The sequence below is a fragment of the Sphingomonas sp. 28-62-20 genome, assembly GCF_002281505.1.
Genome location: NZ_NCGH01000018.1, coordinates 17,384 through 29,276, shown reverse-complemented (window position 1 = coordinate 29,276; position 11,893 = coordinate 17,384). Strand labels below are relative to the sequence as shown.

At 61.0% G+C, this 11,893-nt stretch carries 16 protein-coding genes; 9 read left to right on the top strand and 7 right to left on the bottom strand.

Going from position 1 to position 11,893, the window contains the following annotated elements; all coding sequences use genetic code 11:
* Positions 1 to 129 precede the first annotated feature (129 nt).
* Entirely contained in the window at positions 130 to 309 is a 180-nt protein-coding gene (locus B7Y43_RS14800) for a hypothetical protein (protein ID WP_374132441.1), read from the top strand.
* A 31-nt stretch (positions 310 to 340) separates the two neighbouring features.
* Here the strand turns inward: B7Y43_RS14800 and B7Y43_RS14795 are convergent, their stop codons facing one another.
* Complete coding sequence (locus B7Y43_RS14795; protein ID WP_374132440.1) at positions 341 to 1,654, bottom strand: MFS transporter; 1,314 nt, start codon at positions 1,652 to 1,654, stop codon at positions 341 to 343.
* A 137-nt stretch (positions 1,655 to 1,791) separates the two neighbouring features.
* On the opposite strand from B7Y43_RS14795, the gene pgsA reads away from it, so the two are divergent.
* The 3 genes from pgsA to B7Y43_RS14780 are packed head-to-tail and all read left to right on the top strand — an operon-like array spanning position 1,792 to position 3,046.
* Positions 1,792 to 2,343: a CDP-diacylglycerol--glycerol-3-phosphate 3-phosphatidyltransferase gene (pgsA, locus tag B7Y43_RS14790; protein WP_374132439.1), complete on the top strand. Its 552-nt coding sequence runs from the start codon at positions 1,792 to 1,794 to the stop codon at positions 2,341 to 2,343.
* 5 nt (positions 2,344 to 2,348) lie between these two features.
* On the top strand, positions 2,349 to 2,606 hold the full coding sequence (moaD, locus tag B7Y43_RS14785; protein WP_374132438.1) for a MoaD/ThiS family protein: 258 nt from the start codon (positions 2,349 to 2,351) through the stop codon (positions 2,604 to 2,606).
* The gene (locus B7Y43_RS14780; protein WP_374132437.1) at positions 2,603 to 3,046 is read left to right on the top strand and encodes a molybdenum cofactor biosynthesis protein MoaE; all 444 of its coding nucleotides are present in this window, start codon (positions 2,603 to 2,605) and stop codon (positions 3,044 to 3,046) included. Before moaD ends, B7Y43_RS14780 begins: the two co-directional genes overlap by 4 nt.
* 413 nt (positions 3,047 to 3,459) lie before the next feature.
* On the opposite strand, the gene B7Y43_RS14775 is transcribed toward B7Y43_RS14780, so the two are convergent.
* Positions 3,460 to 3,978, bottom strand: a complete 519-nt coding sequence (locus tag B7Y43_RS14775; protein WP_374132436.1) for a fasciclin domain-containing protein — start codon at positions 3,976 to 3,978, stop codon at positions 3,460 to 3,462.
* Positions 3,979 to 4,066: 88 nt separating this feature from the next.
* The gene (locus B7Y43_RS14770; RefSeq protein ID WP_374132435.1) at positions 4,067 to 4,978 is read right to left on the bottom strand and encodes a hydrogen peroxide-inducible genes activator; all 912 of its coding nucleotides are present in this window, start codon (positions 4,976 to 4,978) and stop codon (positions 4,067 to 4,069) included.
* Positions 4,979 to 5,131: 153 nt separating this feature from the next.
* Here B7Y43_RS14770 and B7Y43_RS14765 point away from each other — a divergent pair, with 153 nt between their 5' ends.
* On the top strand, positions 5,132 to 5,674 hold the full coding sequence (locus tag B7Y43_RS14765) for a peroxiredoxin (protein WP_374132434.1): 543 nt from the start codon (positions 5,132 to 5,134) through the stop codon (positions 5,672 to 5,674).
* Between the two features lie 88 nt (positions 5,675 to 5,762).
* Positions 5,763 to 6,284: a carboxymuconolactone decarboxylase family protein gene (locus B7Y43_RS14760; protein ID WP_374132433.1), complete on the top strand. Its 522-nt coding sequence runs from the start codon at positions 5,763 to 5,765 to the stop codon at positions 6,282 to 6,284.
* Positions 6,285 to 6,310: 26 nt separating this feature from the next.
* Here the strand turns inward: B7Y43_RS14760 and B7Y43_RS14755 are convergent, their stop codons facing one another.
* Positions 6,311 to 7,078 (bottom strand): sulfite exporter TauE/SafE family protein, encoded by a 768-nt coding sequence (locus tag B7Y43_RS14755; protein ID WP_374132432.1) that lies wholly within the window; start codon positions 7,076 to 7,078, stop codon positions 6,311 to 6,313.
* Between the two features lie 157 nt (positions 7,079 to 7,235).
* Here B7Y43_RS14755 and epsC point away from each other — a divergent pair, with 157 nt between their 5' ends.
* Together epsC and B7Y43_RS14745 are read left to right on the top strand one after the other, a co-directional pair.
* Entirely contained in the window at positions 7,236 to 7,916 is a 681-nt protein-coding gene (epsC, locus tag B7Y43_RS14750; protein WP_374132431.1) for a serine O-acetyltransferase EpsC, read from the top strand.
* Between the two features lie 49 nt (positions 7,917 to 7,965).
* Positions 7,966 to 8,313, top strand: a complete 348-nt coding sequence (locus B7Y43_RS14745) for a DUF2794 domain-containing protein (protein WP_374132430.1) — start codon at positions 7,966 to 7,968, stop codon at positions 8,311 to 8,313.
* Positions 8,314 to 8,371: 58 nt separating this feature from the next.
* Here B7Y43_RS14745 and B7Y43_RS14740 read toward each other — a convergent pair whose 3' ends face one another.
* The 3 genes from B7Y43_RS14740 to B7Y43_RS14730 form a co-directional block, all read right to left on the bottom strand.
* Positions 8,372 to 9,403: a hypothetical protein gene (locus B7Y43_RS14740; RefSeq protein ID WP_374132429.1), complete on the bottom strand. Its 1,032-nt coding sequence runs from the start codon at positions 9,401 to 9,403 to the stop codon at positions 8,372 to 8,374.
* A gap of 73 nt (positions 9,404 to 9,476) precedes the next feature.
* Positions 9,477 to 10,286, bottom strand: coding sequence for a MipA/OmpV family protein (locus B7Y43_RS14735; RefSeq protein ID WP_374132428.1), 810 nt, complete (start codon positions 10,284 to 10,286; stop codon positions 9,477 to 9,479).
* Positions 10,287 to 10,380: 94 nt separating this feature from the next.
* Positions 10,381 to 11,088, bottom strand: a complete 708-nt coding sequence (locus B7Y43_RS14730; RefSeq protein ID WP_374132427.1) for a DUF4386 family protein — start codon at positions 11,086 to 11,088, stop codon at positions 10,381 to 10,383.
* A 139-nt stretch (positions 11,089 to 11,227) separates the two neighbouring features.
* Between B7Y43_RS14730 and B7Y43_RS14725 the strand changes: the two genes are divergently transcribed.
* Positions 11,228 to 11,854 (top strand): TetR/AcrR family transcriptional regulator, encoded by a 627-nt coding sequence (locus tag B7Y43_RS14725; protein ID WP_374132426.1) that lies wholly within the window; start codon positions 11,228 to 11,230, stop codon positions 11,852 to 11,854.
* The last annotated feature ends 39 nt before the right edge of the window (positions 11,855 to 11,893 follow it).

Below are 11,893 nucleotides of genomic sequence, written 5' to 3'. Positions count from 1 at the left end.
CCAAAGCGAATCAAGCAATACTTCTTTACACCACAGGCAGCATTGCCGCTGCCGTTGTACCAAAGCGTAACACTGCTTAACCATCTTGAATGCTGGCAATAATCGTAAACATCGCGTTAACTTCAGCGCATGGCATTCAGATCAATCGCATCCGCCCCGGCCCATGGCCACCCGATCCGCCGGATGGTGGGAACCAAGCGCTCTGCGCCCAAGGCGCTGGCCGCTGCGGCAAAGGGGGAGGATGAGCTGAAGCTGTTTGCGCTCAGCTTCACCGCATTCTTCATCTGCATCTATACGCTGATTTTATAGGCGTTATCGCCTGGAGCTGGCCTGGCAGGCGTTAGGTCGCCGGGATGTCGTCACAGAGCAGGTGCAGTTTATAGCCCAGCCATGCCGATATCGGGCACATCACCGCGACCACGAACAGCATGTCGCTAGGGCCGACACCGGCAAGCGCTAACCCCTGCACACCAACGGCGCCCAGCACCATGGCGCCGGCATTGACGACATTATTGGCAGCGACGGTCCGCGCGGTCTGATCCTTGGTGACGGTCGTCGTCAAAAAGGCATAGAGCGGCACCACGAACATGCCGCCCGTTACAGCAATCGCGATCAACGCAGCGACCACAGCAATGCCGCGCGGCAACTGCATGAAACTGTGCAAATCATACAGTGTACCGGCCGGGGCGGCTGGCCAGCTGCGGCACAGTAAGGAAAAGATCACGACGCATGCGCCCATCGCCAACACCGACGCTGGCGCATAGCGCGCTGAGGTATGTCCCTTGAGCAGCGCGTTGATCGCAACCGAGCCAACCGCGACACCGACCGAGAACAGCGCAATCACAAAGGTTGAAACAGCCTCATCAGAGGTGAGCACATTTTTGACCAGCGGCGGGAAGATGATGATCAGCACCGCCCCCATCGACCAGAAAAAGCTGATCGCGCAAATCGTCATGAACAGGCGGGGGATATGCATCGTCGCGCTGATCACGCGCCAGGATGAGGTAAAGGGGTTGTAGTTGATTTTTAGCTCTGGCCCGGCGCGCAGCGCTGCTGGCACGAACAGTGCGGTGACCCAGCCGATCAGCGCCACGACAAGTACCGTGATCACGGTCCACTCGGCCGGCTGGGCCGCGAGCAAGCCCGCCACGATCGTGCCGGCCAGGATCGCCAGATAGGTCGCAGATTCGACCAGGCCGGTGCCGCCCAGCACTTCGTCTTCGTGCAGATGCTGGGGCAGAATGGCGTATTTGATTGGCCCAAAAAACGCCGAATGAATGCCAAGCCCCAGCACCGCGATGAGCATCAGCGCCAGGCCGGGGGTGGCATAGCCACCATGCGCCAACAGCAGGCCTGCCGAACCGACGATCATGATCAAAATTTCGGCGGTCTTCACGATCCGGATAATCTTTGCCTTGTCGTGCGTATCCGCGAGCTGGCCGGACAGCGCCGAGAGCAGGAAAAACGGCAAAATGCCGATCGCTGTCGCAATCGCATTGAAATTTTGCTCGATCTTGGGATCGTTATAAATCTGGTACGTCGCGAACAGCACCATCGAGGTCTTGAACAGATTGTCGTTAAAGGCGCCGAGGAACTGAGTGACAAAAAGGGGCAGAAATCTGCGCTTCTTCAGGAGCCCGAGCGCATTCAACATGGAAAAACCGTACCTCAAAATGGCAAGACTGTGACAAGGCCATAGCCGAGCGGCGCGGAAACCGGCAATCGGATAATGTACATGCGCCCGCCGGGTGGGGTTTGCGTCGGCCCATGACAGGCGTAGAGCGGCCCGCAATGTTGACCTTGCCCAATTTGTTGACCCTGTCGCGGATCCTTGCCGTGCCGTTGCTCGCTGCCCTGTTGTGGTGGCCCGATTGGCGGCTTGGCTATGCGATCGGCTTCGGCCTGTACTGCCTGATGGGCATCACCGATTATTTCGATGGCTATCTGGCGCGTGCACAGGGCACCGTATCCAAGCTTGGCATATTTCTCGATCCGATTGCCGACAAGATCATGATCGCCGCGGTTATTCTGCTGCTGGTGGGGACGGGCGATATCGCCGGGCTGCACAAGGTTGCAGCCCTCGTCATCCTGCTGCGCGAGATTGCGGTATCTGGCTTGCGGGAGTTTTTGGCGCAGCTCCGCGTCTCGGTGCCGGTATCGCAGCTCGCCAAATGGAAGACCGCGCTGCAGATCATTGCCTTTGGCGGGCTGATCCTGGCCGGGGCGCTGCCGGCAGCGGCCTGGATCAAGCTGGCTAGTCTGTCAGCCCTTTGGCTGGCGGCTGGGCTGACGGTGATCACGGGCTGGGATTATCTGCGCGTCGGCCTGAAGCATATGGATTGACGGCGATGGCGGTCGAGATGCTCTATTTCGCTTGGGTCCGCGAACAGATTGGCCGTGGCCATGAAAGCGTCTCGCCGCCCGAAGGCCTGGCGACGGTGGCCGATCTGATCGATTGGCTAGCCGGTCGAAGCGCCGGCCATGCCGCCGCCTTTGCCGATCGCGCGCGGTTGCGGGCGGCGATCGATCAGCGCTTCGGTCCGCTCGACGCGCCCATCGAAGGGGCCCGCGAAATCGCCATTTTCCCACCGGTGACGGGCGGATGATGGCGGTTCGCGTGCAGGCCGAGCCGATCGATACGGCGGCAGCGCTTGCCGGGCTTGAGGCACCGGGGGCGGGCGCGGTGGCGAGCTTTACCGGCCTGGTGCGCGGCGATGATGGCGTTTCCGTGCTGGAGCTAGAGCATTATCCGGGGGCAACCGAAGCAGCGCTGGAAGCTCTTGCGGTCGAAGCGCGCGCGCGCTGGTCGCTCATTGCCGTCGAGATCATCCACCGGGTCGGGCCGATGGTTCCCGGCGACCGGGTCGTGTTTGTCGGCACCGCCGCCGCCCATCGCGGTGCTGCGCTTGACGCCTGCGCCTTCCTGATCGACCGGCTGAAGACCGACGCGCCCTTTTGGAAGCGTGAGCTGCGCGGCAGCGATGCCCGCTGGGTGGAGCCGCGTGCTAGCGATGATGCAGCGGCTGATCGCTGGCGGGCTGGGTAGGGATTGCGCTGCGCTGCGATTCAGTGCGCTCAGGCGGATGGTTGGAAAACAGCCCCTCCTTGGCAACCGATTATTTCGTTTTTGAACGCTTCAATGGGGAGGTGATTAATATGATCGCAGTTATAATGAACCCCATGCCCACTGGTAATCCATTGGTGCCGAGCGCGAAACTGCTGACGAGCCCGAGCACAAGCGATATGATCCCAAGCGCGACCAAAATCCATGTTGGATAACTGCCCAGATCTTTCATTTGCCAATGATATCGTTTCTGGCTGACGTCTGCAATTGGGGTTATATTTGGAAAGTGAGCCAATCTGGAATCTGGCGTGACGGTCGGGCGACAATGTTCACAATTGCGCGCGTCAAATGCTCCAATAGTGCACCGCGTTCTTCATTACGGCGTAGCTCGTCACTCAATCCAGCTTGGGGAGCAATACGCCGCCCACGATATGCACCACGCCATTGGCCTGGCGGAGATTGGCGGTTTCGATATAGCTCTTGTTGCCATTGGCGTCGGTGATGCTGATTGCGTCATGGATGATTTGGATCACCAGCGGCTCGCCGTCGATACTGGTGTAGCGCGCCTTGCCGCCGCCAGCCTTTACCCGTTCGCGGATCTGCTCGGTAGTGATCGCGCCGGCCACGATATGGTAGCGCAATATTCTGACCAGCGCCGCTTTGTTCTCGGGTTTCAGCAGCATCTCCACCGTGCCGGGTGGGAGGCGGGCAAAGGCGGCATTGGTTGGCGCGAATAGCGTCAACGGCCCAGGATTGATCAGCGTATCGATCAGCCCGGCGGCTTGCACGGCGGCGAAAAGCGCCGACAAATTCGGTGCGGCAGCGACATTTTCGGCGATTTTCTTGTTCGCCTGCATGTTGGTGCTGCCAATGTCGGCCGTCGGCATCGGCGCGGGAGTGCCGACAGCGATCATGACGTCGTACTGCTGTGCACCGGCAGCGAAGCTAAAGCCAACGGCAACTAATGCGGCAGCTAAAGCGGCAGCGCCAATCCGGCGCGCTTTAACGCGGCAGCGATTGCGCATCGGCGAGCACTTGCGACAGCAGTAGAAAATCCTTTTCGCGCGGGGATGCGCGTCGCCAGACGAGCGCGATCCGGCGGATCGCATTGTCCGCCTCCAGTGGCCGGGCGGCAATATTGGTGTGTTCCAATATCCCTGCCGTGATCGCCATTTCCGGCAGCATGGTTACCCCCAGCCCATTATCGACCATCTGGACGATCGTATGCAGCGACGTGCCCAGCATCGTGGCCTCGGCGCGCAGTTCAGGCCGGTTGCAGGCCGATAGCGCATGATCTTTCAGGCAATGCCCGTCTTCAAGCAGCAACAGGCGATGTTCGTCGATGTCAGCGGCAAGGATGCTGGCGGGGCAGGGGGTGTATTCGCCGTCCGGAAACGCCACGAACAAGCGGTCATCGAACAAGGGCTGCACCGAAACTTCCCCGCAGGCATAGGGCAATGCCAGCAGCACGCAATCGGTGCGGCCATTATGCAGCCCGTCACACGCGACACCGCTGGGCTCTTCGCGCAGATAGAGTTTCAGGTCGGGATAGTCGGTGCGCAATCTTGGCAGGATGCGCGGCAGCATGAAGGGCGCTATCGTCGGGATCACGCTCATCCGCATGTCGCCCGATAGCGGCCGCCCGGCCGCGCGCACCAGATCGCCCAACTCATCGGCTTCGCGCAGCACGCGTCGCGCCTTTTCGGCTATCCGATCACCCAAGGGCGTAAAGCGGACGACCCGACGGGTGCGTTCAACCAGGGTGACGCCAATCAGCGTTTCCAGTTCACGCAGGCCGGCTGACAGCGTTGATTGTGTGACAAAACACGCCTCTGCCGCGCGCCCGAAATGCCCGTGTTCCTGCAAGGAAACAAGATATTGCAGTTGCTTGAGCGTTGGCAGGTACGTCGCCATTTATCGTTCCAGTCAATCAATACGGAACAAATAACCTGTTGGCTCGTTAAATAACAGCCTTATATAGGCGGAGCGAGAAGAGAGGGCGGCGCACGCCCCGTGGACGTGAGAGGACCTGGCTGGCTCCGAGTTCATTTAAAGGAGTCCCTATCCATGTTGACCGTTGGCGATACGCTGCCCGATTTCACCGTTCCCGTTCAGCAGGGCATTCATGCCCTCCCCGCCGGCGAAACGCTCAGCCAGGATAGCTTCCCGGGCAAGTGGAAGATTCTGTTTTACTGGCCAAAAGATTTCACCTTTGTCTGCCCGACCGAGATCATCGGCTATGCCGCGCTGAAGGATGATTTCGCCGATCGTGATGCCGTGCTGATCGGCGCATCGACCGATACCGCACATGTCCATCTCGCCTGGCGGAAGTCGGATCCTGATCTGGCGGCAGCCGATTTCCCCTGGCTGGCGGATAATGGCGCGGTGCTGGCCTCGGCGCTCGGCATTCTCGATGCCAATGAGCATGTCGCTTACCGCGCGACCTTCATCATCGATCCCGACAATGTCATCCAGGCGGTGCAGGTCAACGGGTTGAACGTCGGCCGCAACCCGCAGGAAACGCTGCGCGTGCTTGATGCGCTGCAGACCGACGAACTCTGCCCGTGCAACTGGAACAAGGGCGACGACGTCCTCCAGCTCGCCGCCTAATCCACCAGCGAGGCGGGCGTGGTTCCGCCCGCTTTCTTGTCACCCCGGCCAGCGCCGGGGTGACTCGTTTTCAGGAGATTGATCGACCATGTCGCTCAAGGAATTTTCGGGTGCGCTGCCTGACTTCGCCAAGGATATCCGGCTCAACGTATCGTCATTGCTCAACGAACAGGCGCTGCCCGACCAGCGCAAATATGGCCTGCTGCTGACCTGCGCGCATGGTTCCGCCTATAAGCCCCTGGTCGATGCCGTCGAAGCCGAATGCAGTGGCAAACTGAGCGCTGAAGCAGCCACCGCTGCCCGCGCTGCCGCTGCCGTGATGGCGATGAACAATGTTTATTACCGCTTCACGCATCTGGCCGGGAACAAGGAATATCTGAACATGCCCGCCAAGTTGCGCATGAACGTGATCGGTGCACCGGGCATCGACAAGGCCGATTTCGAGCTGTTCTGCCTGGCGGTCTCAGCGATGAACGGCTGCGGGATGTGCATCGACAGCCATGAGCAGGTGCTGAAAAAGGCAGGCGTGAATGCCGAGACGATCCAGCATGCCGTTCGCTATGCATCAGTGATGAAGGCGGTTGCTTCGGTCCATGCGGCGCTGAACTGACCCTTGGCGGGGGGAGCGGCCCGGGATCAGCTCAGCGCCTTCCAGATCGTGTAGACACTCGTGATGGTCAGCAGCATGCCGACCATCACCATCAGCGCCCGCGCGGGCATGCGCTTGGCAAGCACAGCCCCGAATGGCGCAGCGATGAGCCCACCGATCAGGATTCCAAGCGTGGCAACCGTGAATGCCGCAAAACCCATCGTGGCAATGAAGGTTGCCGAAATTGTTGCGGTCAGGAAGAATTCGGATGTGTTGACCGTGCCGATCGTCGTGCGTGGCGCCGCGCCTTGAACGAGCAGGTTTGACGTCACCACCGGCCCCCAGCCGCCGCCGCCCGCCGCGTCCAAAAATCCGCCAATCAAGCCGATCGGCGCGACAACCCTCGGCTTGCGCGGTTCGGTCTGCCCGCGCCAGGCGCGATACAGCAGATAAAGGCCGATCGCGGCCAGATAGGCCATCACAAACGGCTTCGCGATCGATGCATCGATGCTGCTCAGCACATAAGCCCCCAGCGCACCGCCGATCATGCCGGGGATGACGAGCCGCCTGAACAGTTTCCAATCGACATTGCGGTTATAGATATGGCTGGCGCCGGAAGCTGCCGTCGTAAAGGTCTCGACCGCATGAACGCTTGCCGAGGCAAGCGCGGGCGACACGCCAAGCAGGCTGACGAGCAACGTGCTTGAGATCACGCCAAAGGCCATGCCCAGTGCGCCATCGATAACCTGCGCAGCGAATCCGGCCAGGATGAAGGGCAGGATAACATTGAAATCAATAAGAGAAACGTCAAACACGCCGGCCGCCTTCCCTTGGATATAGGAAGAATAGGCAGCGACATTATACCCTACAAGATAGATAGGATTTATTGGACTAAATACTGCGACGAAGCGGTTATGGAATTCGTCCGGGGGAGTGCCTAAATAGGCGCGAGTTCAAAAGAGGACCCGGCTCATGTTCGAGCGCCTGACAGCCTATCTCGATTCGATCAAGCTGCGCGATCCCGCGCCGCGATCACGCTGGGAAATCCTGCTTTATCCCGGCGTGCTGGCGCTTGGCTTGCACAAGGTTGCACACAGCTTGTATCAGGCCGATCTGTTTTTTCTGGCGCGTCTCGTCAATCACCTGTCGCGATTCCTGACGGCGATCGATATCCACCCCGGGGCCAAAATCGGGCGCAATTTCTTTATCGATCATGGCTTCACGGTGATCGGGGAAACCGTCGAAATTGGCGACAATGTTACCATTTACCAATGCGTAACGCTGGGCGGCACCAGCCCGGACAATGGCGTGGCGGGAAAGCGGCACCCGACCCTGCTCGATAATGTCATTATCGGATCGGGCGCGCAGGTGCTGGGGCCGATCACTATTGGCGTGGGCGCGCGGGTGGGGGCGAATGCCGTCGTCACCAAGGACGTTATGCCCGGCGCGGTAATGGTTGGCATCCCGGCGCGCGCGACGATGGTCGATGGGGGGCGGAGCGACAAGAGCTTCGTGCCCTATGGCACGCCGTGCAGCGAAATGTTCGATCCCGAGACGCAGAAGGTCGAACTGCTCCGCTGTGAGATTGATACGCTGCGCAAGCGCCTGGATGCGTTGCTCGCGGATAATGAGGATCTGCGTGATCGTGCGTAACAGTCCAGCGCTGAAGGATCAGCGCTAATGGCCCGGCGTTGAGTGCCTGATGGGGACGGTTACACCCTTTCCGCTGCCTGCCGCTCGCATGCCCGTGCAAGTCGGTTTCGATCGCGCGGAGTTGACGCGGATCCTTGATCTTTATGGGCGGATGGTCGCGGCGGGGCATTGGCGGGACTATGCGATGGATATGGGCCGCGATGCTGCCGTCTTTTCCGCCTTTCGCCGAGCCGCCGAGCGGCCAGAGTTTCGGATCGAGAAGCGCCCGATGCTGCGCAACCGCCAGGGCATGTGGGCGCTGGTGGGAGAGAGTGGAGCCGTGCTGAAGCGCGGCCATGATCTGGCCGCCGTGCTTGCCCCGGTCGAACGCCGATTGGTCAAGCTGGTCACCGAATGAAAAAAGCCCCGGCGCCGTGGGGGCGCCGGGGCAGGGGCTTCGTACCAACGGAATGGCGTTACGCTGGTACCATCGTCTGCACAGGGGGCAGTCGATTGCGGAGGCCACCCAGCAGCGAAACGACAAAGCCGCGCATCTGGTGCCAAAAGACTGAAAGAGTGAGCAGCGCCGAGCCAATGACAAAGGCGGTGAGTGAGGCGCTCAGTTCAACCGCGCCCGCGCTCTGGAACAGCGCGTACATGGCGTAAAGCACATAGACGAGACTGGAAACCAGCAGTGCCCGGCGATCGATCGCCAGCGCAACAAAGGCGAAGATCAGGTACAAACCAAGCACGATCCCCGCCTTGGCAATATCAACATCCTGGTTGAACACGCCAAGCAGCTGAAACACCGGATGGGCGATCAGCGGCGCCGCAGCGAGGTGCAGCCAAAAGGCAACATCGGACCGGCGCGTGCGGCGTTCCTTGTCAGACATGTCCCACCCCATGGCGACGAGGAACACCGCGACACCGGCGGCCAACGTGATCGGATAAATGGCGTCCTTCGCGGCAGGCACCGCCGCAAGGGTTAGCGCAATCACCATGCCGACCAGGGACAAAGCACCCGCTGCCACCGTGATCGGCACCATGAAGCGCCGCCAATGCGCCCAGGCAGCCCCGGCCGTCACCAGCGCAATGCCCGCGCCGATTACCGCATCGGTGCGATCGGGCAGATCGGGCTGCAAGCTGACCAACCCGCCGATCATCGTTGCAGCGACACCGCCGACAAAGGCGAGCAGCAGCAGGATGCTGGGGAGCGCCATCCGGCGACGGCGGGTGAAAAACTCCGCCAGCAGCCAGGCCGATACGGCGACACCAGCGCCACCGAGCGCCGGGGTTACCATGCCGCCGATCTGCGCAATCGCGGCGAGCGACAGGCTGAGCGCAATCGCGACGAAAATGTCGTTAAAGCCGGTCAGCAGTTTGAAATGCTCTTCGTCCACTGCCGGGGCGTAGCGCCCGCTGGCGGTGAAGTTGCGAAACGCGGCGGCCTGATCGGGGGAAAGAACCCCCGCGGCCACCGCGCCGTCAATATCGCTTTCGCTATACATCGTAATCCTCCCGTTGATTCCGTGAGGATAGCATAAGTGTGTTAGCGGTTCAATACACTACTACAGACCTGTGTTAGAAGGAAAAGCCGATGCCGATCCCGCCGCTGAACTGGTTGGCAGAGCCCTCGCGCGCGACAACCGGGCTGGCAGCAGCGTCGCCCAACAGGCGCTTGTAATTGGCAAAGCCGTTGATCGACCAGCGCGGCGACAGTTGATAGCCAACCCCCAGCGACGCGCCGACATCCTTGATGCCGCCCTGGGCAGTGAAGGCGTTGAGCCCGCTCGCCGCCGCGCCGAGTGTCGAGATGGAATAATAGCGCTGGGCATAGTCGTCGCTTGCCCCGGTGAGCGATGCATCGGCGGAAACACGCCATTTGCTGCCCAGTGTCTGGACATAGCCAATGGTCGCGGTGCCCAGCCAACCGTTGTGAACTTGGCTGACATCATGGACGCCCTCTATCGCCAGCCGCAGACGACCAGTGTCGCCGATCGTGAACGATGTCGCGGCAAAGGCGCCAACTTCATAAGCATCGTCGATCCGGCCGAGACTGGCCACGGCGGCACTGTCGATCCTGCGGCGGCGACCCAGCGTCAAGTGGGCGACCGGGCCGAATTCGAAACGGTCACTGTTGAGGATGTTGGCGCGCGCGCTCAATCCCTCAATCGCGACATAGCGGTTGTCGAGATTTATCTTGCCGCCGAGCAGTGGGAAGAGGCGGTATGTGTCGGCGCCTTCATAATCAGGTACCGCGCCGATACCGGCAATGACGGTGCCGTGAACGCCGCCATCTTTTTGGTCGATCGTGTCGGCTTCCTGGGCGGCGGCAGGGGTGGTCAGCGCCAGCAGGGCGATGATCGGCAATACGGCTTGAAACATGTTCATGATCTTGGTCCTTTGTGGTGGGTTTCGACGGCGCGCGGAAACAGGGCACCGGCCGTCGTGACGGTGCGGGGTAAAACGGGATTGATTGTTCAGGTCAGGCGGCGCGGGGCGCGCGCAGCAGGGTGATGCCCGTGGCGATCAGCCAGATGGTGAGGCCCAGAAATCCGGTGATGGTGGCCATGGAGAACAGCGCCCCCGAGCCACCAAGGGCGATCGCCAGCCCTTCGCCGGTGCCGACCGCGATCAATGCGGCCGTGGCGATGCCAATCAATGCGGCGGGTCGATCCTGTTCTTGCCACTGCATCGTGGCGACCTGGATCACGAACAAGGCGAGCAGCCATTGGCCAATCTGTTCGCCGATCGCGACGCCGCCATAGCTGTTCAGCAGTTCAAAGCTGCGCTCAAAGGCGTTGCGCGCTTCGGGTGTTGACGCGGGATTGGCGTGATCGCGGGCTAAGGCGGGCACCACGAAGACCCAGCGTGACAAGCCGATTGCCTGGGCGAGGCCGGACAGGCCCGCCGCGATCGCTGCGCCAATCGCGAGCGCGGGGCGACGGGTGAGGCGATCGGCGGTAACCGACAGTGCAGCGCCGAGCGGCACAAGCGCCAATGCAGCGAGCATGAAGCCGTACCAGCTGATCAGCAGCTGCGCGCCACCCCCGGCAAAGCGGGTGAGCACGTCGGCGGCGCTGAGACGCAGGATTTCCGGATAATCGAAAATCACCGCGAGCACGGCGTAGGGAATGTTGAAAGCGATGGCGAGGCCCATTGTGGCCAGGCCGGTCCAGGTGCGTTGGGTCATGGCGAATCATTGTCTCCAGTTGGTGACAAAACATTTGCCACCGGTCGGTGACATCTGCAAGCGATTTTATCACCAATCGGTGACATTTTTTATGGACGGGGTTTTCGGGCCTGCTAGGGTGGGGCTGCAGGAGATGAAAATGACCGACAAGATCGCCGAGCCGAACCCGAAAACCCGCGATCGCGCCCGTACCGAGGAAGTGATTATCGCCGCTGCCCGCAGCGTGCTCGCCGATCAGGGCTTTCAGGGGTTCGGGATCAATGCAATCGCGCGCCAGGCGGGATGCGACAAGCAATTGCTCTATCGCTATTATGGCGGGCTTGACGGATTAGCCGACGCGATCGGCAATGATGTTGCCAACGGGCTCGGTCAGCGGTTGACCGAGCAGGCCGGGGAGGGCGTGCCCGACAGCTATGCCGGCCTGATCGAAAAGCTCGTGCTTGGCTTTATCGAGGTACTTCGCGCCGATTCGCTCTTGCAGCGGATCATTGCCTGGGAAATCTCTGAGCCGGGCCCGATGGTGATCCGCTTTGCGTCGGCGCGCAGCTTTGTATTGCGGCGTTGGGTCGAAAAGCAGCGTGGGGATCTGATGCCACCGCCAGCCATCGATGCGCCGGCGATTAACGCGATGCTGATCGCCGCCGCCCAGCATCTTGTCCTGTCAGCGTCGTCGATTGGTGGTTTTGCCGGGATCGATCTTGTCACTGACGAAGACTGGTCGCGCATTCGCGCTAGCGTCCGCCAGCTGGTGCGGGCGGTCTATTGACGGGCTGAAAACGCACCGGTTCGTTGTAAAAACGCACCG